The sequence below is a fragment of the Streptomyces sp. NPDC001709 genome, assembly GCF_053596375.1.
This window is the reverse complement of sequence record NZ_JBSFGB010000057.1, coordinates 20,379-38,874: the sequence shown is the minus strand read 5'-3', so window position 1 is coordinate 38,874 and position 18,496 is coordinate 20,379. Positions and strand designations below refer to the sequence as shown.

Here is an 18,496-nt window from a genome sequence, read left to right as displayed (position 1 = left end):
CCACAGCTTCATCCGGCGCCACAGCAGGAACGTGGGGACCGGGGAGAGGAGCCAGCGCGCGATGCGCACGCCCTCCATGTGCTTGTCCGCCGTGATGTCGGCGATCCGCCCAATAGCGTGCCGGGCCGCCTCCACCGCGACGACGAACAGGACCGGGATCACCGCGTGCATGCCGACGCCGAGCGGGTCGGGCCAGGCGGCCGCGCCGTTGAAGGCGATCGTGGCAGCCGTCAGCAGCCACGCCGTCTGACGGAGCAGCGGGAACGGAATCCTGATCCAGGTCAGCAGCAGATCGAGCGCCAGTAGCACGACAATCCCGGCGTCGACGCCCACGGGGAACGCATACGAGAAGGTCCCGAACCCCTTCTTCCACGCGAGTTCGCGCACGGCCGCGTACGAGCCAGCGAAGCCGATACTGGCGATGATCACAGCGCCCGCGCAGACGACTCCGATCAGCACCCGGTGAACCCGGGTCAGCTGGGGTACCGCTTTGTTCTCGTCCTGGGCAGTGGCAGACCCCGGGGGATCTGTGGCCCTACCCTGGTAGTGACGCATGTGAGTTCTCCGATCTTTCAGCGTCCCGAGCCTCGGTGGTGCTTCCTCACCGCCGGGGCTCTCCCCTTGTCTCAGCCGCCGTTTCTGGTCAGGAATTCGTCGATCGCGCGGTCGAGGAGGTCTTGCAGGTTCTCGTCGTGCGCTGCGGCATAGAGCCGCAGACGCTTACGCACGGAGGCCCGCACGCGCCCCGAGATGAGCACGCGGTCTTCGCCTTCCGCCGATTCGCCGGCCGTCCGGTCCCGCTGTTCGGGCACTGGGCCACTCCTCATGGGTTGTTCCAACGTCTGGAGCACCCTAGAACTCCCTTCTCCTCGGTTCGATCACGACAGTACACCTAACAACGTAGAAAGTCATCAACGTAGCTTGTTGACAAGCTACGCGGAGGGGAGGTTAATGGAAGTGCGAGAGGGCCGGGGTTGCAGCCCCGACCCTCTCCACCCGGGCGAGCGAGCCACCGCCCCCGGGCTTGGGACACCCCTGAGTGGAAGGGATCTCCGTGAGCAAGTCTGTCATCTCCATTGCCGCTGCCAGGACCCCCCTGGCGACGGTCAACCTCTCCATCGGCGCCGGCCGTCGGCTGGTCGCTGTGGGCAAGTGGGGCCCGGCGTTCGAGCAGTCCAGCTCCAAGTGCGGGGACTGCCGTGACTTCCAGCAGGTCACGGTCCGCCGCGAGGGCTGTCTGATCGCCGTCACCTGCCAGTGCGTCAGCACGGGCACAGGCGACGACGTCCCGGCACGTATTCCCACCGGTTCCCCGAAGCCCCACGCGGTGCTGGCGGTGAGCCCGTGAGCTGCATCCAGGACCCCGCCGCGAGCGAGGCCCTGCGCCGCGCCGAAGAGGCCCGCCAGGCCGCCGAGGCCGCCCGGCAGCAGGCCGAGGCCGCCAAGCAAGGGGCGAGTCGATGAGCGACACCCGCCCGCCCCTGCCTGTCCGCCCGCAGCCGCACGAGCGCGACGGACGCCAGCCGCAGCAGCAGCCCGCGCGGCCGCACCCCGCCCGATAGGGCCCCTGGCAGATCGCCCGATCACCGTGGTTGAGCGGAACCCGGCAAATTTGCCGGGTTCCGCTCAACCGGGCGGTCTGCCTCCCCCTTGCTCGCCTTGTTGGAGAGGCACACCCATGTCTTTGATCGAACCCCTCGTGGCTGCGGCACCCTTAGCGGTCGGCTGGACGACCCACGGTCTGCTGTTCCGCCGCCGTCTCAGCGCCGCCCGCCACTGCCCCCTGACCCAGCTCCTCACCCGTGACGGATGGGAGAAGGCCGCACTGCGGCGCATCCTGCGAGGTGGCGCCGCCCTAGCCGTCATCGACCTGGACGACTTCAAGGCCGTCAACGACAGGTTCGGCCACCCCGCCGGGGACGCCGTACTCAAGGCCACCGGGCACCGCCTGCACCTGTGGGCCGGAGCCGCGGATGGCACCGCCGGCCGTCTCGGAGGCGACGAGTTCGCCCTGGTGATGACCGCCGACGACTTCGAGGACGGCATCGAGCAGCTGCATGAACTCTTGACCGCCCCCATCGACTGGCAGGGCGTGCAGCTGCAGGTCGGCGCCTCCATCGGCGCCGTGCCCACCGACGGACTCACCCTGTGCGAGGCCCTGAGCCACGCCGACCAAGCTATGTACCAGGTCAAGGGCAGCGGCGGCCGCCGCCAGCACCGCCGCCACCAGGACGCCGCCCAGAGCAGCCCGGAGGTGGACCGGTGAGCATCGCCCGTGAACGCCTGATCGCCGCCGCCGCCCTTGTCCTGGCCGTGCTGGTCCTGGCGACGTCCGTCGAGATGGGGCGAAACGCGATCCTGGCCCTGGCCACCGCCGTGACCACCTACGGCACCGCCGTGCTGGCCGCCGTCCTCGTACTCGCCCTCGTCAAAGCGCCCGTGGGCATCCGGCCCGTACTGCAGGCCACGCGCACCGTCATCACCGTCTCCGTGCTGGTGGCCCTCGTCCTGTACGGGATGGGCCGATCTCTCTGGGCGGTGATCGCATGATCCGCGCCCTGACGATCCGCCAGCCCTACGCGGCCGCCGTGGCCCACGCAGACAAGCGGATCGAAAACCGCACCTGGCCCACCTCGTACCGGGGGACCTTGCTCATCCATGCGGGCAAGACCGTGGACCGCCGCGCTGGCCGCCTGGCCTCCGCAGTGGTGCGCGGGCTGCAACTGGACCTGGGCGCCGTGCTCGCCGTCGCCCGGATCACCGACTGCCACGACAGCGCCGAGGAGAAGACCCTGTGTAGCGCGTGGTCGCTCACGAGCCAGTTCCACCACGTCCTGGACGACCAGGTGACCGCACTCCCGCTCCCGATCCCGTGGACGGGCGCCCAGGGCCTGTGGGTGCCTCCGACCGACCTCGTGCACCGGGTGTGCGAGCAGTTGGACGCCGAGGCCGCCCGCGCGCTGCGCGAGGAGGCCGGGCTGTGAAGGTCCTTCGCCGCGATCCCCGCCAGATGCAGGGCGGATACCAGCTGTCCATGTTCGAGCCCGAGCCGGAGCCCGCCACCCAGGCGGGCCCCCAGTCCCCAATCGGCGACTGCCCCCCGAAGGCCACCACCACGGTGGTGGACCTCCATGGCCACCAGAACGACCCCGACTACGCGGACGTCGTGTACGTCGGCCGCCCCAACTTCCAGGGCGGGTGGCGCCTTCACGGCCACGTGCTCGCCAACCCCTACCGGGTGGGGAAACACGGCGACGCCGCCGAGGTGGTCGAGCGGTACCGCGCCTGGCTCGCCGAGCGGCCCCAGCTTCTGGCCCGCGAGCTGCCGAAGCTACGCGGCCGGCGGCTCGGGTGCTGGTGCCCCGAGGGGCAGCCATGCCACGCCCGCGTCCTGGTCGAACTGGCAGACCAGGAGGTGACGGCGTGAGCGCTCAGGAGGAGTTCAACCCCTGGAAGTGGGACCGCAAGAACTACATGGCGGGCAAGTCCCGCCTGACAGTCGAGCGGCACGGCCATGAGGTGACGCTGGACCACCAGGGCGTGTCCATCGACGGTCAGCGGATCGTGCGCGACAACCCCGGCCGAGGGGAGCACGGATTCGAGATCACCCCGTCCGGGAGCGTGCTCTACCGCGGCAAGGAGATAGCCGCCATCGACCCCCCGACGAACGGCACCGCCAACCCCGGCGAGGTCACCGTGCACGGCGCGAACGGCCCCGCCGCCGGCGAGCGGCAGGAACGCGAGGAGGCCGAGCGACAGCAGCGGGACGACCGGTACCGCGCCAGCCAGCAGCACCACCAGCAGCAGGAAGTCACCCGAGACGGACAGGAGGTGACGCTGTGACCGAGCAGCAGAGCCCCGCGCCGTTCGATCCGGCGCTCTACCTGATCGAACAGGCCCACCGCCAGCAGATCCCGGCGACGTTCCGCCCGGCCCCGCAGCTGCCGCCCCGGCAGTCCGCTGGCCGCTGGCTCTGGGACCACGTCGGACGCCTCGCGCCGGGCCTGGCGACCACCACCATGTCCGCGCTCGCGTGGAGCTGGCACACCCAGCTCCCGGACGGCTCCACCCGCCCGCTGTGGATCACGGGCACCCTGGCCGCACTCGCGGGCTGCGCCGGGTGCATCGCGGCCGCCAAGCCGCACGGCGACCACGAGACCGTGCGCCTGGCATTCTCGGTCGCCGCCGTGCTGGCCTTCGCCGGGGTGACCGCCTGGACGCCGGACTGGCAGCTGGCCGCCCTACTGTGGGCCCTGTCCACCGCCGCGGTGTACGCGGTGTGCGCCCCGCTGTGGCGCAAGGACCGCAGCCAGGCCCGCATCCACGCTCACGAGCTGGCCATGGAGGAGACGAAGGGCGCCAACGAAGCCCGGGTGAAGGCCATCGAGGTGTCTGGCGCCGTAGCCACCGCGCAGTGGGAGTATCAGCAGGAGCGAGCCCGGGTGGAGGCGATCGTGGCGGCCGCCCACGCTCGCCAGCAGCGTGCGATCCAGCCCGGCGAGGAGCTGGACGTGCAGGCCCTGCTGAGGGCCGCCCAGGCGGCAGAACTCAACTGATCACACGAATTTCAGGGGCCCCCACCGACGTGGGGGCCCTCTTCGTTTGTCGGCATGGCAGCATCATGCGGGCCACCGCCAATCCGAGGGAGAAAGAAGCCCCGCCGTGCTCATCGCGAACATCAGCCCGAGGTCCATGGGCAAGACCACGGATACGGGCTTTATGGCCCACGCCCTGCACGAGGTTGGCTACGCCGTCCGGGCGTGGGACGCCGACGAGTCCCAGCACCTCACGCAGTGGTCGGAGGCCGCCGGCGGTTTCCCGTTCCCCGTCGAGAAGAACGCCACCGCGACGTTCGCCACCGACGTGGAGCCGTTGAAGGACGGGATCGACATCGTGGACGTCGGCCACACCGAGAACCACCCGCACATCGCCGACTCTGTGTTGAAGGTCGCAGACCTGGCCATCCTGCACATGGAGCCGTCCATGGCGGACTGGCAGCGGGTCACCCAGCCGCGCACCTCCACCCCCATCACGGACATCGTGGCCCGCTCCGCGTTCGCACGCCCTGGCCGCCAGGCCCCGCCGTTGTGGGTGCTGTTCAACCGCGTTCGGACCGGTGTCCGGTCGGCGAAGGACATCCGCGACATGATGCGCGAAGAGGGCTGGAACCTGTTCACCGTGATGATCCCGGTTCGGGACGAGATCAAGCAGGCGACAGCGTTCCCCGTCGAACGCGCACAGAACGGCCCCTTCGGTGAGTTGGTCACCGAGATGGAAACGAGGGGACTGATCAAGCGTGGTTAGGCGCGACCTGCGGGCGGGGGCCGCTGCGACAGCCGCCACCCAGGGCCCGGCCAACGGTTCGACCGCTACCGCCGCCTCCACCGGCACCGCCCTGGAGACCACCCAGGACACGAGCCAGTCGAAGCTGCGGGACCAGCCGTTCACCCTTGTGCACTGGGGCGCCACCCTTCCTGAGCGGGACGTGACCCCGGAGGAGGCGAGCGGACCGCTCAGCCCCGACGAGTTGGAGCAGCTGGCCGAGTGCCACCGTGCTATCGACAACGCCCGCAGCGCCCAGTGGATGCTCGGCCGTGCCCTGGAGATCGTGCGTCGGCGCCGCCTGTACCGCGGTGACGGGTCCCGGACCTGGCTCCAATACCTCGAAGCCGAACACGACGGCATGACCGAGCGGGAAGCCCGCCGGCTGCAGGAGGAATGGCGACTGGCTCACGCCGTACAGGAGGCCCTGGGCAAGCCTGCCCCCGCCTCCCACGTACGGGCCATGCTCGACTACGCCGACACCACGTCCAACGAGCAAGCCGCCCGCGACTACGTGATGCTCAGGTCTGCATTCGAGGCCGCCCAGGTACGCCTGGCCGCTCACCAGATCACGGCCCGAGTCACCAAGGCCCTGGAACCCGCCGCCGCCGAGAAGAATCCCGAGAACCGACGCCAGGCGGTCGAGGACCGGTGGCGCGAGATCCACGCCCCCCAGCCGTCGATCCCCGCCCCCACGAAAGCCCCGGACGCCGCGCAGACAGCTCCGACAACGAAGGAAGCGCCCGATCCCCTCGCGGAGGCAGTCAACGCCGTAGAGCGGGCTCTGGAGCGGGTGGACAACGCCCTGATGGACGAAGGCGCCGCCCTGCGACGCTCCGCCGTCGACGCCGAGCACCTGCAGAAGCGACTCCGCAAGGTGGGCCGCATCCTCACGAAGGCCACAGTGCCAGCCGATGACGTCATTGACGCCGAGGTCGTGGAGGACCAAGCCCATGATTAAGGGGAACCCGGCAAAATTGCCGGGTTCCCCTTAATCAGGCCCTTCTCAGCTCAACGGCGTTGAGCGACGCGGGGGCGGAACCGCCCGCAGCAGCTCCCACAGCGGCCGCGAACCCGCCGCCCACACACCCAGCGTCTGCCGGTCGACCACGTGCAGCCGCTGCTGCTTGGCGAACGTCACCGCCGGCGCAGTCACCCGCCCGTTCGTCACGATCACCGCGACGTCCGCACCGTGCACCTGCCGGGCCGTCCCGTTGAGCACCTGCAGGTCCGGCGTGCCCACCGCCGACCCCCGGGCCCCGTTGCGGCGGTGCTTGCACTGAATCACCCAGCGCCGCCCGTACGGATCGGTCGCCTTCACATCCGCGCCCAGGTCCCCGCCGCCGCCGACCTTCTGCGCGTCCCGGCAGCCATCCCGCCGCATCAGGTCCCGTATCGCTTCCTCGAACCGGGAGTGATGCAGCGCATCCAGCTGCGGCAGCCCGTAGCGCAGCCCCTGCGCCCGTACCGCCTCCCAGCGGGCCCGCTGCCGAAGGCTGTACAGCCAGCCCCCACCCGCCAGCACGGCGAGGACCAGGACCAGGACGATCACCCACCAGTGGGCCAGCAGCCAGTGGACCACCGTCACCACCACCGCGAGCACCACGACCGCCGCCAGCAGTAAGCCGATCAGCTGGGTGTCCCTCTGCTGCTGCCGCCTACTCGGCCGCCTCGTGCGCCGCCGTGCCGGCGGCCGCCGCGTCACCGGGTCCCCTGCTGGGACGGGAACTTGATCGGGTACGACACCGTGGGCGCCGGCTGAGGCCCTCGCTTCCATGTCGGGGTCGTGTCGAACTTGATCGGGTAGTGGACCGTCGACCGCGGGCCCGGCACCGTCTTGCCGCCCGCCCCGTCCGCCGAAGCGTGACCGTTGCCGACCCCGACCACGACTAACGCGAACAGAGCGAAGATCGATAATTCCCGTCTCGCGCCCGGAGCCCACCGCGAATGCCCGCGAACCGGTGTCCCGTCAGAGCGCACGTACGGCCGAACCCAAGGCATGGACGCCTCCCCCTCGTAGCACCATTGCTGCAACCAGCCATGATGACAGGCACCACTGACAACACGTCAGAGCATGTGGGGCTCTGCCCCACGCCCCGGCCCCCCACAGAGGGGGCAGGGGGAAGCCGGTGATCTTGCGGTGAGTGGGTGGGGACTGGCGGGTGGGGTCGGGTGCACTCCCTCCACGGCTGGGCCCCCCGAAGGGCAGCACACCGCCCGCCGGCCGTCCAGGACGCCCAAGGGCGCCGCGCGAGCGCGGTCGGGCGGAGCCCGATCCTGGACAGCCGACGAACGGCGCGCTGGACTGGCGTCTGCCCAACCGCGGAGGGAGCACCCCCGACAGGCCGACCTACGGCGAAAGGCTCGCGCGACACCCCCACTAGCCGGTTACGGTGCTGACCATGGCGAACAGCACGGCAGTACCGACCGAACACCCGGGATACGCACTGCTGATAGCCGCCGAGCCGCCCGTGCGCCACCCGCTCGCCGTCGCCACACTGCTGCCCCAGCTGTCCGCGATCCCGCCAGCGCGATTCGTAGGCACCGCGTACGCCAGCGCCGTGCAGCTGGCCAACCCCGACGACCCGAACACCGTGCTGACTGCTATCCGCACCGCGGCCGCCGTCGAGGGCCCCCTACTCGTCTACGTCGCGGGGCACCTGGCCGTCGACCACCGCCAGCACCGCCTCCACCTGGCCCTGGCCCGTACCACCGCCCGCACCGTCCGGTACACCGCGCTCCCGTGGCACTGGCTCACCGCCGAGCTGCAGCACCGCCCGCCCGGCACCACCACGGTGGTGGTCGACCTAGCCGCCGACACCGACGTCTGGCAGACCCTCGTCTACCAGGAGCAGACCCTGGACGGACCGTACGCCCTGTACGGCGCCGTGCAGCTGCAGGACCGCCGCCACCGGCCCAGCCCCTCGTACACGCACGCACTTGCGCACATCCTGCGCGCCGCCCCGGAGAGACCGACCGCCGACGACCTCCACCACCAGGCCGCCCGCGCCGCCGTGCTCGAGGAAGCCGCCACGCTCTGGTTGGGCCCCGCGTCGGCGACCTCGACGCCGTCGGCCGCAGTCGATGCGCACCAGGTCGCCCTCCCCGCGCCCAGGCCCGAGACCGCGCAGCCGGCCGTGCCCTCCCCAGCAGCCGCCGAGGACGACCCGCACCGCGCCATCACCCAGGCGAGCCAGGCCGGACGTCACGCCGAGGCCGCCGCCATCGCGGCCGCATGGGAGCAGGCGGCCCTCCGCCAGCACGGCCCCAACTCCCCCGAGGTGGCCCACTGGATCGAGGCCCGCGCCGTCATCGCGCTGGAGGAAGGCGCCCCGGACCAGGCCTGTCAGCTGTGGATGCGCGGCGCCGTGATCCGGCTGACCGCCGACCAGCCCGAGACGCACCCCGAAGTTGTTGCAGCCGTCGACCGCGCGCACTACGCCTGGCACCGCGTCACTGATGCCGTCAGGGCATGCGAGTTGGGCTCCGAGCTGTTGACGCTGCGGACCCAAGTCATCGGATCGAGTGGCGCCCGGGAAGACGTCCAGCGACGCCTGGCGAAACTGTCGACCGCCCTACTCCCCTGACGCCCCAAGGATTTGCGGCCTAACCACTCGACAAGTCGCCGCCTGGGTCACGGGAAAACATCCAAGACACGGTGAGAAGTGTGATCCACACAAACCACTTCCCCGCTAAGATCCCCCTGTGGCAGTACGTGGACGCAAGCAACCGCACAGGCACGGGACGGGGCACCTCCCGCCCAACGAGACTGTGCGCGCGAGCGTTGTGCTGAAGCCTGGCGACTACGTACGCGGACTGTACGAGGAGCTGGTCAGCGACATGGGCGTCTCCGGTGCTGAAGTCCTCCGAGAAGCCCTCGTGGAGCTGCACAAGCGCGAGTCCCGCCGCAAGGCGCGCCAAGCCGCAAAGAACGCCGCCGCGACCCCCCAGGAGCTGCCCAAGGCCGGATGACGACAACATCCGGACGTCAAAAGGCCCCGGCCTTACCAGCCAGGGCACTTACGACGTCCGGAGGGATCCCAGCTCAGTTCGCGTGCCAGCGTCCCTGAGATCCCCATCTTCTGCTGTTAGCCGCGTACCAGGTGTCGGGTTACCAAGCCGCCACCGGGCTTTCGCGTGCCTTCCAGTCCTGAACCAGGAGGCTTTCGCATCGTAGCTCATGGCTGCGGTGTTGGCCCAGTGCTCCCTGGCTCCGGTGTGTCCATCCCACCGGGATCGGTGCAGGCCAGCCCGCATGAGTTGATTCAAGACCACGTTGCTGTACTTCGGTTTCCCGCGATCACCTTGACCATGTGGTATCGGGTCGCGGAGCTGTCGTACGGGCGTGGCTTGCTGCCCGCGACGAAGTACCGCCTGGCCCGGTTCCTCTCTCAGCAGGAGCTGGACCCCGCCACTGGCCGCGTGGTCGGCCAGTGGGGCACTGGCCGCACGGACGGAGGCATGACCCTCGCCGCCCGCTACGCCTGGCAGTTCGGCGTAGGGGAGGACCGGTTCTGGGATGACCTGAAGGGGCTGTACCGGTATGGCTTTGCCGCCCGGGTCGTGGCCCCGGCCCCCGGCCGGCGGGCCGTCTACGCCCTCGTCCTCCGGGTCGACGCCATCCCGCACGACCTCCCGGACGACCTGGCCCGGCAGCTGAAGATCTGGGACCTTCCCGAGTCCAAGGACCCCCACGAGGACGCCCGGTACGGGCACCTCACCGACGACGCCGGCGCCGCGGTGCTGTCCGGCGAACCTGCCATCGTCCCCGTGGACGGACAGGAGGCCGCCACGCTGGACGCCACTCCGCGCTGGGAGCACCCCGCCGATTCCCCGGCCGCCGCCGTTGCCGAGGCCATCCACCGCTCCGCCAAGGCCCTGGGAAAGGACGCCAGGCCCCGGGACGCGCGGTGCTGGGCCGTGGCCGACTGCGACCGCGCGGAGGCCCTGACTCAGCACCTGATGACCAATGGCAAAACGTCCCCTTATAACGCGAGGGCGGTTTCACCACTATCCGGTGTTTTGTCTAAAGGTAGTTGGAGGCTGAGCTGGCCGAACAAGATGGGAGAAACAAAAACGACGCCTTCGGCGGCGCCTGGAAAGAAGTTGGCGTTCCTGTCCGGAGACGACCCCAGCGCCGTGGCGGACAGGGTTCTGAAGCGTGCGTGGCACGCCTGGCGGGCCCAACTGGGCCACGGGAAGGTTCTTTTGCCCTCCGGGCACTGGGATGAGCTTGGACACTGGCACAGCGCTTCCGCCTGGACTGACCTGCAGCGCACAGTCCGGATCGCACTTCGCCGCTCCACCGAGAGCGAGTTGGTCGACCTGCTGTCCCACAACGTGGCCGGGGTGGATGACGTGGGCCGCCTGTCCGCATGGAGACTGTGGCGCCTCATCAAGGCCCGGCGCGACGCCCACGGCTACGGCGGTCGCCGCCGGACCGTCGCCCAGGCCGCCCACGTCACCAGGTGGGACCACATCCCCACCGCGGTGGCCGAGCGCGCCCGCATCATGACCGCCCCCGCCACGCAGCCCGACCTCCACGACCGCAAGGCCGAGCTGCGCGAGCAAGCCCGGCGCCGCGAGGCCGCCCGCATCGCGGCGGAGGCCGAACTGGCGCGGGAGGCCCAGCGCGCCGAACTCACCGGCCGTTGGGGGCTGGACCGCTACGCCCCGGCTCGGCGCCCGGAGCCGGAGCAGCCCCGCCGCTGGGCATCACGCGAGCCAGAGCACGTCCACGACACGCAGATGGAGGACCGCCGCCTTCTCGACATGCCCCTGACGCGGTCCCAGGCCGAGGAGTCCCACCGTGCGGCCCTGGCCAGGGCCCGCGCCGAGAAGCGAGACCGCCGCAGGGACTGAACCGGCATATGCCAACACCCTTGAATGTATGGCAACTTGAGTTGCACGCAACTATGGTTGCAGTCATGGTAGATGTGTACCGGGATCCGACACCGGATCAACTCCAAGACCTGCACGACGCCGTGGTGGACGCGGTGACCACGCTCGCGGACGGGATCAGCATCCCGTACGGCGGACTGTCCAAGGGGGACCCCCGCTGGGGAAAGTGCCTCAACACCCCGGAGTGGCAGCTGGCCATGCTCCGGGCCCTCCGGGAAGTCGAACCGCTCGCGCAGGAGCTGGGGGAACGCTGGGCTCGCACCGCGGGAATCATGGGCGCGACGTACACCCAGCTCGGGGACGCCGCCGGCATCACCCGCCAGGCCGCCACCAAGCGCTGGCCCGGAGCCGTCCCGCCCAAGGACGCCTCACCCGTCGAGATCAAGACCGCCGGAGGTACCGGCCGAGTCTTCTACGACCAGCAGAGCGGGACATGGGCCTGGATAGCCCAGGGCGCCAACGGCACCAGTGCCGAGTCCGAGAACGACGCGGGACACCTCACCAGCGAGGCGGCCGCCGCCGAGGCTGGCGCCTTCCTCGCCGCCAGCACCAACTGATCGGAGGAGACCAGCATGGCCGACGAGCCCGAAGAGATGACACCGTACGACGACCCCTACGACCTGGACGCGTTGCACCGGCAGGCACAGGGCGGGGGATGGGAGACCACCCAGAGCCCCGACGAGGACGACTGACCTGTCCCACGCCCCCGGAAGACCAGCGCGTGAGCACCGAGTAGCAGGGACGCCGTCCGCCGGCGCATACAACTGCCCAGGGCCGGACCGTGAGTTACGGTCGGGTCCCGGGCAGTAACGTGTGCGGAGCTATCCAGAGGAGGGGGCGCCGTGAGCCTGAAGGGCAAGTTCTACCTGTTGCTCGCGATCATCGTGATCGGTGTGCTGATTGGCGTGGCCAACCCGCAGCCTGGCCCCTGACTCAGTTCCCTCGCCGGTTGTCTTGGTTCGGCACATCCTGCCGCGCAGGGCCAGGCCCCGAAGAGGTCGGCCGCGTCGAGTGTGCGGCGATGCCGCTACTCGCGTGGGCCACGGTGCCGGACGAGGTTTGGGACGGAGCGGGTGCCCGCGAGGCAGCGTCCCGGCCGGCATGGGTGTTGATGCCCTGGGTGATTCCCGTGACCGGCCGAGTCACGACCGCTGCAGCCTGACGGGATGCCGGGTCGTAGGAGTCCCGGCGGGCGGCGACGATTTCGTCCCCCATGCCCGGCACCATTCTGAAGATCATGGCACTGGCGATGATGGTCAGCAGAATGATGGCCAGGCCGGAGATGATCGCCGACACGGCGTCATTCGGTCCGCCGCCCGTGAGTGCGCTCGCCAAACGCAGCACGATGACCACGATCGGCTTGACCAGGATGATCGCGGCCATGATGCCGACCCAGCGGCGTACCCGGGACCACAGCTCACGGTCGACCAGGCCTGAGTAGACGACCGTGCCGAGGACCGCCCCCGCGTACAGCAGGGCGGCACGGATGGCCATTTCGATCCAGAGCACACCGGCCGCGGCCATGCACACGAGGCTCATGACGATCTTGACGAAGGGGCCGCCCTGGTTGTTGTCGGTCAGCGCCTTGGCGAACGAGGCGAAGAACTTCGCGTGATCCGGGCCGCCGGCCAGAGCCTCGGTGATGCCGTCCACGGCGGAGACCACCGTGTAGAGGATCAAGGGGGTGAACGCGGAGGCCAGCACGGTCAGCCACAGCAGGCCGACCGCCTCCGCGAACGCCGTGGTGAACGGCACCCCTCGTACCGCTCGCTTCATCACCGCCCAGAGCCAGATCAACAGCACCAGGAACGTCGACGCAGCGAAGACGATCGCATACGTCTTCAGGAAGTTGGCATTGGTGAAGTCGACAGCCGATGTGGCCGTGACGGCATCACTGAGCCGGTTGACGACCCAGGCGGCTCCCTCGGAAATTGCCTTCGCGAGCGACGACATGGGGTCGAGCTCCCCCGTCGGATCGGTGACCCCGCCGCCCTGGTCCTGCTCACAGAACACCTTCGCCTGATCATCTAGCTTGGAACAGGTGTCCTTGGCCTTCTGCTGCTGCTGGCCGCGCTCGCAGTACTTCTTTGCGTTGCCGAGGATCTGATCGCAGGGATCAGCCGATTTCGACGGCGCCGGCGTCGCCGAGGAAGACGTCGTTGGAGTCGGCGACGGAGCGGCGTGCGCTGAGGGCACAACGACCAGTAGGGCCATCAGCACGCCGACAGCACCTGTTATCACCTGACGGACCGCAGTACGACCGCGTGCGGACACACCAACCCCCAATGAGCTCACGGAGATAGCAGCTTCCCACGTCAGCCTTGGTGGCGACACCGGCCTGTTACGGCCGTGCCCGTCCCGGATACGGTCAGGCCATCAGCGATCACGAGACGGGGAGTGTAGGGATGGCCACCGGCGGTCAGCACCAGGTCATATGGACCGCTCTCGACAAAGAGCGGCGGATCAAGCGCCGACGGCAGCGCAGGCTCGCCATCGCTGTGGGGGTGCCCGTGGTGCTCATCGCAGTCATAGCCCTGGCCGGCCGTGGATGGCCGGGCACCGGGCGGGCAGCGGCCCAGAATCAGACCACTCCGCAGATGACCCACAGCAGGCAAGGGGCCCAGACCACCGGCCTGAAAATCGCCCTCGCGTTCGGCAGCGAAGCCATGTTCATACCCTCCGAGCGCCACAAGCTGCTCAGCAGCATTGTCGAGCCCGACCAGCTGTCAGAGACCATCAGCAAGTACGACGCCCAGTACACCCCGTTCACGAAACGACTCGGGCTTGATGAAGAGGGCAATGCTCCCGTCGGGGGACGCTTCGTCAGCCGTGCGATGCCCGCAGGCGTAACCATCCGCACATACGCGGGCAACACGGCCATCATTGACTATTGGTGCGAGACCCTCTTCGGCCTCACCGGCACCCACAGCGACAAGGACATCCCCCTGAAGCAGTCATGGCTCACCGCGCGCGTGACTCTCCACTGGACGAGCCACGGCTGGCGACTCGCCGACTACGGCCAGACCGACGGACCCCAGCCCGAGGCCGGGCAGTTCGGCACCGCACCACAGCTGTAACTCCAGGTCGGCCCGTACGATGCTCGCGTGACAGCCCGCCGCACTCTTGGTACCGGCCCCCAGGCCCCGCGCGGCATCCGCGCCGCCAAGGCCGATCTGCTCGATGTCCTCCCCGGAGTCCACCTCCCCGACCTGGACGAGCTGCGGGCCCGTGGCGTACTCGGCGCCCAGGCGGCGACGATCCCAACCCCGCGGCGGACCCTCGGCGCCGGCGGCCGCGCCGATGAGGAACTGCTCCACCGAACCGACTGACGCGCCCTCAACAGGGCCGCAGGGCTTCCTGTCCTACCGATCCGCACGGTGTCGGCGCCCCGGTGTGCGGTGTACGGCCCATTGTCAGACCCTGCGGGTAAAGTACCTCCGCTCGCGGGCGACGCCGGTGAGCGGAGGGTTTTCCGCATGACGAACTCCCGGCAAACCACCCCATAGTCGGCCGTTCGCGTGTGCAGTCCCTCACTCCATCCGGCCCCATTTGGAGTGTGACCTTCCTCACTCTGGGGTCGGAAAGGGCCGCCTAACCTGGGCTGTTACCGGGATTTAGGACTTGAACTGATCAGACCAACATGTGGCTACGTGTCGCACGATCACCTCAAGACAAGGCAAGATGGGGGCATCGTCGCCACCGGGTGTGACAGGCGTCACAGATTGCCGGATTCGCTTGCGTACGCGGCGGTAATCGCATTCGGACATACAGAAGGCCCCACCCGACGCCGGCCAGCATCCTGGTGAGGCCTTCCTCAGCACACCGTGTGCAGCGCGGCCCCGACCGTTAGGTCGGGGCTTTTCGCGTTACCAGGGCCAGTTCCGCGCGATCTCGTAGACCACGTGGACCAGGATCCCCAGCCATCGGGCGGTCTGCTTCGACCGGTCCCGCTTGCTGCAGCAGCGGCAGTGCCCCTCCGACTTGTCCAGCTCAGTCATCGGGACCCATCACCCCATTTCCGTGAGGACTGCGGATCTCGCAGCCCCGTGGAGGGTCCACATGCCTTCGTGGACTCCCCGGGGAGTCACGACCGTGCGCGAAACCCTGGGATGACAGGTAGCGGCACCTTACCCGAGCGCTGCGGAATCCGTTTCCGCGTCAACCCCCAACTGACGACTGGCAGTCGGGCACTGCGTGCCATGCCAAGCGGTCGCATAGGTCACTCGGGCGCAGTTTCCGTGACCTTCACGCCCCCGAGCTGGGGCGGTTCCTGACGGTACGTCGGGAACCGCGTGCCAGTTCCCGCCGGGGGAGTGCCGAAGCTCACAGAAGGAGCGCGCGTAACGGTGAACTCGCGCCCCCCTTCTGCCGTCGGCCTGCTGGAACCGCGCGAGTCCCGCCCGTGGCGGATCCGCCCCCGGCCGGAGATGCACGGGGCCCTGCCGTCCAGCGTGCGCGTCAGTGCGACGGCGGTCCGCCGTTGCCCGGTCCCAGCAGCATGTAGAGGAGTGTCACCACGGCTACGCCGACCAACAGGGCGGCGCCGGCAGCCGGGTGGAGGTACGCGACGTATCCGACGAACGCTCCGGTGAGGAGAAGGACGAGGACGCGCAGGTCGAGGGGACCGTTCACCGGGCCACCGCCGAGCTGACCGAGGGGACCACGATGACGCCGGCCGCCGCGAGCTTGCGGGCACGGCCCCGGACCCGGCTCAGGCGTCGCTCGACCGACTTCCGCGTGGTCCCGAGCTTCTGCGCGATCTCCTCCTGCGTGTCCCCGCTCAGCATCGCCTCGCAGGCCGCCTGCTCCTCCAGCGACGCCTCCGACAGGATGATGCTCAAGGTCTCCCGCAGCACGGTCTGGTGCTCGGGTCCGGGCACGGGGACTTGCTCCCACGCATCCCATCCGGGATACCGGAACGCTTCGGGACCGAGGATCTCGCGCATCCGCTGCCGGTGGCCACCGGCCCACCGGCGGTAGGCGTCGCGGAAGTGGTACAGGGCGTAGTGCAGGAAGAAGCTGGTCAGGTTCCGGCCGCCCTCCGGGTCCCACCCCTCCACCGGGCCGCCCTCGGCCATGAAGGCGGGGACGGCCCTGCCCAGGCAGTCGATGGCGAGGTCCTCGCGGACGTCGGCCCGGCGCATCAGCTCCTCGACCTCCGTGTACGGCGCCGGGAAGTAGATCCGCTTCTCGCGACACCGTTCGATGATCGTCCCCTCCCTCATCCAGGAGCGCAGCACGTTCCACCCGTAGAGCCAGAACCGGTCCTGGAGCAGGCTGAATCGGGTGCCCCTGAACCCTTCCGCCTGTAGCTGCGCGAACAGCTCCCGGTCGGCGGTCCGCTGCTCGGCGTGCCGGTCCGTCGGAGGGGTGTCCGCGGGCGGGCTGGACGCCGGGGTGGCTTCGGTGAGCACAGTCAAATCTCCATCTCGCACTTGAAAGTCATAGCCCACTTGTATGAAGAGAAGTCGAAGTCGTCCCCCGCGAAATCACGGATCAAATTTCGGAGGCATTGCCGGGCCGAGCATGGTTCCCCGATAAGCTCACATGTCGGGGATCCAGACGACACAAACCCCGGTACGGAAAAACGGGCTTGACGGGCACTCAGGGGAGAATAATGACAACTGCGGACCTGTCGGTCACGACGAGCAGCACCCCGCGCCCGCCGGCCACCCGGGCGCCCGCACCGTTCGACCCGGCGACCCAGGCCCGGCTGAACCGGCTCGACCACGAGGCAACCGCCCACGTCGAGAACAACCGCCCCGAGCGCACCCGCACCGGCTACGCCACCGACTGGAACACGTGGCTCCGGTTCTGCGCCGAGGAGGACCTGCCCCCGGCCGCCGTCCGCACCGGCACCCTCGTGGCGTTCGTGGAATGGTGCTGGCACCAGCCCGCCCGGCCCCCCAAGCCCGGCCGCGAGCCGGGCAAGCTCACCGCCCCCTCCACCATCGACCGCCGCCTGTCCGGCGTCGTCGTCACCGCCCGCCGCCAGCTCAAGCTGCAGCTGCAGGAGGACATCGCCGAGGAGGCCCGCGCCCTGCTCAAGGCGAAGGTCAAGGAGATGGAGAAGGCCGGTCAGACCCGCGGCCGCGGCCCGGCGCCCGCCCTGCTGGTGCGGCACATGGAGAAGATCGCCGCCACCCTGCCCGACAACCGGTTCGGGATCCGGGACCTGTCGCTGATGACGCTGCACTTCGCCATCGCCGGCCGCGAGCACGAACTGGCCCACCTCCGGGTGCGGGACATCACCGAGGACCCCGAGGGCCGCGGGCTCATCGTGGACGTCCGGGTGTCCAAGGTGGCCCCCCGCGTGGTCGCGGTCCCGTTCGGCTCGCGCGCCCACCTGTGTCCCGTGAGGGCCTGGCGCCGCTGGAAGGACGAGCTGGGCGAGGACGCCGACCCCGACAGCTTCGCGTTCCGCTCGGTGCACAACCGATGGAAGACCGTCCTGCAGAGCGGGCTCGACCCCGTGACCATCGGCGACATCCTGACCCGCATCGCCGCCCGCGCCGAGCTGGACATCCGGCCCACCGGGCACAGTCCCCGCCGCGGACTGGTCACCGAGTCCTCCCGCGCCGGCAACCCCGACGCCGTCATGGAGAAGCAGGGCGGATGGGCCCCCGGCTCCACGGTCATGCGCCGCTACCGCGAGGAAGACGAGGCCTTCAAGGAGAACGCCCTGCACGGGGTGCTGTAGGCGAGGTCATCCCCGGTGGGCACGCATCTATGGATGCGTAAGCGCGGGCGACTAGCCCTCTGACCAGCTGTTTCATGCCGGATCTGGCTTAAAGCTGGTAAAGTTATACGCGTTGGCAGGGGGTGACTCCGGCCGGCGCAGAGAGACCCGACCCGGCGGCATCCGGGCCAGGCCCCTCCACGCAGTTCACGAGCCCGGTCGATCTCTAGGCGGCCGGGCTCGCTGCATTTCGGCAGCGGGACCGTAAACCGATTCCGACGGGTCGTGAGGCGGACTCAGTGACGTCACTGAGCGAACTGCACCGCCAGCGCGATGATTGCCACGAGCAGACTTGCCACCGCCAGGAGGACCTGCCACTTATCTGGCTCGGGCCACTTCTCCCTGTCGGGCTTGTCCCACGGCGCGCTCATCAGCACCACCTCACTTTCCCCTCCGGCCCGGCACCGCGTTGTACTGGTCCCGGAGGTCTGTGAACTGGGCGCCGAAGCAACCCAGTTCGGGAGGATCCGTGAGGCAGGATCAGAATACCTTGCTTTCGAAGGGTAGGTGCGCCCTAGGCCACGTAAGTTTTGA

24 protein-coding genes are annotated in these 18,496 nt (G+C 69.4%); 16 read left to right on the top strand and 8 right to left on the bottom strand.

Going from position 1 to position 18,496, the window contains the following annotated elements:
• A partial coding sequence (locus ACWC0C_RS43845) for a DUF2637 domain-containing protein (RefSeq protein ID WP_450870430.1) occupies positions 1–459 on the bottom strand: 459 nt, incomplete at its 3' end.
• A gap of 167 nt (positions 460–626) precedes the next feature.
• The gene (locus ACWC0C_RS43840; protein ID WP_450870428.1) at positions 627–812 is read right to left on the bottom strand and encodes a hypothetical protein; all 186 of its coding nucleotides are present in this window, start codon (positions 810–812) and stop codon (positions 627–629) included.
• 242 nt (positions 813–1,054) lie between these two features.
• Between ACWC0C_RS43840 and ACWC0C_RS43835 the strand changes: the two genes are divergently transcribed.
• From ACWC0C_RS43835 to ACWC0C_RS43795, 9 genes are all read left to right on the top strand, one after another.
• The gene (locus ACWC0C_RS43835) at positions 1,055–1,348 is read left to right on the top strand and encodes a hypothetical protein (RefSeq protein WP_450870426.1); all 294 of its coding nucleotides are present in this window, start codon (positions 1,055–1,057) and stop codon (positions 1,346–1,348) included.
• Positions 1,349–1,678: 330 nt separating this feature from the next.
• Entirely contained in the window at positions 1,679–2,266 is a 588-nt protein-coding gene (locus tag ACWC0C_RS43830; protein WP_450870425.1) for a GGDEF domain-containing protein, read from the top strand.
• Positions 2,263–2,550: a hypothetical protein gene (locus ACWC0C_RS43825; RefSeq protein ID WP_450870424.1), complete on the top strand. Its 288-nt coding sequence runs from the start codon at positions 2,263–2,265 to the stop codon at positions 2,548–2,550. The genes ACWC0C_RS43830 and ACWC0C_RS43825 overlap by 4 nt, the downstream gene beginning before the upstream one ends.
• Positions 2,547–2,984, top strand: coding sequence for an ASCH domain-containing protein (locus tag ACWC0C_RS43820; protein ID WP_450870422.1), 438 nt, complete (start codon positions 2,547–2,549; stop codon positions 2,982–2,984). Before ACWC0C_RS43825 ends, ACWC0C_RS43820 begins: the two co-directional genes overlap by 4 nt.
• Positions 2,981–3,427, top strand: a complete 447-nt coding sequence (locus tag ACWC0C_RS43815) for a DUF4326 domain-containing protein (protein ID WP_450870421.1) — start codon at positions 2,981–2,983, stop codon at positions 3,425–3,427. The genes ACWC0C_RS43820 and ACWC0C_RS43815 overlap by 4 nt, the downstream gene beginning before the upstream one ends.
• A complete protein-coding gene (locus tag ACWC0C_RS43810; protein ID WP_450870420.1) occupies positions 3,424–3,843 on the top strand; it encodes a hypothetical protein in 420 nt (139 codons plus the stop codon). The genes ACWC0C_RS43815 and ACWC0C_RS43810 overlap by 4 nt, the downstream gene beginning before the upstream one ends.
• A complete protein-coding gene (locus tag ACWC0C_RS43805) occupies positions 3,840–4,556 on the top strand; it encodes a hypothetical protein (RefSeq protein WP_450870419.1) in 717 nt (238 codons plus the stop codon). The genes ACWC0C_RS43810 and ACWC0C_RS43805 overlap by 4 nt, the downstream gene beginning before the upstream one ends.
• A 106-nt stretch (positions 4,557–4,662) precedes the next feature.
• A complete protein-coding gene (locus ACWC0C_RS43800; RefSeq protein ID WP_450870417.1) occupies positions 4,663–5,304 on the top strand; it encodes a ParA family protein in 642 nt (213 codons plus the stop codon).
• Positions 5,297–6,283 carry a hypothetical protein gene (locus tag ACWC0C_RS43795; RefSeq protein ID WP_450870415.1) on the top strand — a complete coding sequence of 329 codons (987 nt, stop codon included), beginning with the start codon at positions 5,297–5,299 and terminating at the stop codon, positions 6,281–6,283. The genes ACWC0C_RS43800 and ACWC0C_RS43795 overlap by 8 nt, the downstream gene beginning before the upstream one ends.
• Positions 6,284–6,328: 45 nt before the next feature.
• Here ACWC0C_RS43795 and ACWC0C_RS43790 read toward each other — a convergent pair whose 3' ends face one another.
• Positions 6,329–7,027, bottom strand: coding sequence for a restriction endonuclease (locus ACWC0C_RS43790; RefSeq protein WP_450870414.1), 699 nt, complete (start codon positions 7,025–7,027; stop codon positions 6,329–6,331).
• Between the two features lie 697 nt (positions 7,028–7,724).
• Between ACWC0C_RS43790 and ACWC0C_RS43785 the strand changes: the two genes are divergently transcribed.
• The 4 genes from ACWC0C_RS43785 to ACWC0C_RS43770 all read left to right on the top strand — a co-directional run bounded on the left by ACWC0C_RS43785 (position 7,725) and on the right by ACWC0C_RS43770 (position 11,780).
• Positions 7,725–8,909, top strand: coding sequence for a hypothetical protein (locus ACWC0C_RS43785; protein ID WP_450870413.1), 1,185 nt, complete (start codon positions 7,725–7,727; stop codon positions 8,907–8,909).
• Between the two features lie 184 nt (positions 8,910–9,093).
• A complete protein-coding gene (locus tag ACWC0C_RS43780; RefSeq protein WP_450870411.1) occupies positions 9,094–9,294 on the top strand; it encodes a hypothetical protein in 201 nt (66 codons plus the stop codon).
• A gap of 333 nt (positions 9,295–9,627) precedes the next feature.
• Positions 9,628–11,184: a hypothetical protein gene (locus tag ACWC0C_RS43775; protein WP_450870409.1), complete on the top strand. Its 1,557-nt coding sequence runs from the start codon at positions 9,628–9,630 to the stop codon at positions 11,182–11,184.
• 65 nt (positions 11,185–11,249) lie between these two features.
• Entirely contained in the window at positions 11,250–11,780 is a 531-nt protein-coding gene (locus ACWC0C_RS43770; RefSeq protein WP_450870408.1) for a hypothetical protein, read from the top strand.
• Positions 11,781–12,156: 376 nt separating this feature from the next.
• Here the strand turns inward: ACWC0C_RS43770 and ACWC0C_RS43765 are convergent, their stop codons facing one another.
• Positions 12,157–13,437 (bottom strand): hypothetical protein, encoded by a 1,281-nt coding sequence (locus ACWC0C_RS43765; RefSeq protein WP_450870431.1) that lies wholly within the window; start codon positions 13,435–13,437, stop codon positions 12,157–12,159.
• 191 nt (positions 13,438–13,628) lie between these two features.
• On the opposite strand from ACWC0C_RS43765, the gene ACWC0C_RS43760 reads away from it, so the two are divergent.
• Positions 13,629–14,300 carry a hypothetical protein gene (locus ACWC0C_RS43760; protein ID WP_450870407.1) on the top strand — a complete coding sequence of 224 codons (672 nt, stop codon included), beginning with the start codon at positions 13,629–13,631 and terminating at the stop codon, positions 14,298–14,300.
• Positions 14,301–14,327: 27 nt separating this feature from the next.
• Positions 14,328–14,552, top strand: coding sequence for a hypothetical protein (locus ACWC0C_RS43755; protein WP_450870405.1), 225 nt, complete (start codon positions 14,328–14,330; stop codon positions 14,550–14,552).
• A 537-nt stretch (positions 14,553–15,089) separates the two neighbouring features.
• On the opposite strand, the gene ACWC0C_RS43750 is transcribed toward ACWC0C_RS43755, so the two are convergent.
• The 3 genes from ACWC0C_RS43750 to ACWC0C_RS43740 form a co-directional block, all read right to left on the bottom strand.
• The gene (locus ACWC0C_RS43750) at positions 15,090–15,221 is read right to left on the bottom strand and encodes a hypothetical protein (protein ID WP_450870403.1); all 132 of its coding nucleotides are present in this window, start codon (positions 15,219–15,221) and stop codon (positions 15,090–15,092) included.
• Between the two features lie 460 nt (positions 15,222–15,681).
• Entirely contained in the window at positions 15,682–15,855 is a 174-nt protein-coding gene (locus ACWC0C_RS43745; RefSeq protein ID WP_450870402.1) for a hypothetical protein, read from the bottom strand.
• Positions 15,852–16,637, bottom strand: a complete 786-nt coding sequence (locus ACWC0C_RS43740) for a hypothetical protein (protein ID WP_450870400.1) — start codon at positions 16,635–16,637, stop codon at positions 15,852–15,854. The genes ACWC0C_RS43745 and ACWC0C_RS43740 overlap by 4 nt, the downstream gene beginning before the upstream one ends.
• 203 nt (positions 16,638–16,840) lie before the next feature.
• On the opposite strand from ACWC0C_RS43740, the gene ACWC0C_RS43735 reads away from it, so the two are divergent.
• Positions 16,841–17,923, top strand: coding sequence for a tyrosine-type recombinase/integrase (locus ACWC0C_RS43735; protein WP_450870399.1), 1,083 nt, complete (start codon positions 16,841–16,843; stop codon positions 17,921–17,923).
• 284 nt (positions 17,924–18,207) lie between these two features.
• On the opposite strand, the gene ACWC0C_RS43730 is transcribed toward ACWC0C_RS43735, so the two are convergent.
• Positions 18,208–18,333, bottom strand: coding sequence for a hypothetical protein (locus ACWC0C_RS43730; RefSeq protein ID WP_450870398.1), 126 nt, complete (start codon positions 18,331–18,333; stop codon positions 18,208–18,210).
• Positions 18,334–18,496: the final 163 nt, after the last annotated feature.

Coding starts and splice junctions, on each gene's coding strand:
- ACWC0C_RS43765 (WP_450870431.1), bottom strand. CDS start 13,437: ATGGCCCTACTGGTCGTTGTGCCCTCAGCGCACGCCGCTCCGTCGCCG.
- ACWC0C_RS43750 (WP_450870403.1), bottom strand. CDS start 15,221: ATGACTGAGCTGGACAAGTCGGAGGGGCACTGCCGCTGCTGCAGCAAG.
- ACWC0C_RS43730 (WP_450870398.1), bottom strand. CDS start 18,333: ATGAGCGCGCCGTGGGACAAGCCCGACAGGGAGAAGTGGCCCGAGCCA.
- ACWC0C_RS43760 (WP_450870407.1), top strand. CDS start 13,629: ATGGCCACCGGCGGTCAGCACCAGGTCATATGGACCGCTCTCGACAAA.
- ACWC0C_RS43830 (WP_450870425.1), top strand. CDS start 1,679: ATGTCTTTGATCGAACCCCTCGTGGCTGCGGCACCCTTAGCGGTCGGC.
- ACWC0C_RS43820 (WP_450870422.1), top strand. CDS start 2,547: ATGATCCGCGCCCTGACGATCCGCCAGCCCTACGCGGCCGCCGTGGCC.
- ACWC0C_RS43785 (WP_450870413.1), top strand. CDS start 7,725: ATGGCGAACAGCACGGCAGTACCGACCGAACACCCGGGATACGCACTG.
- ACWC0C_RS43770 (WP_450870408.1), top strand. CDS start 11,250: ATGGTAGATGTGTACCGGGATCCGACACCGGATCAACTCCAAGACCTG.
- ACWC0C_RS43735 (WP_450870399.1), top strand. CDS start 16,841: ATGACAACTGCGGACCTGTCGGTCACGACGAGCAGCACCCCGCGCCCG.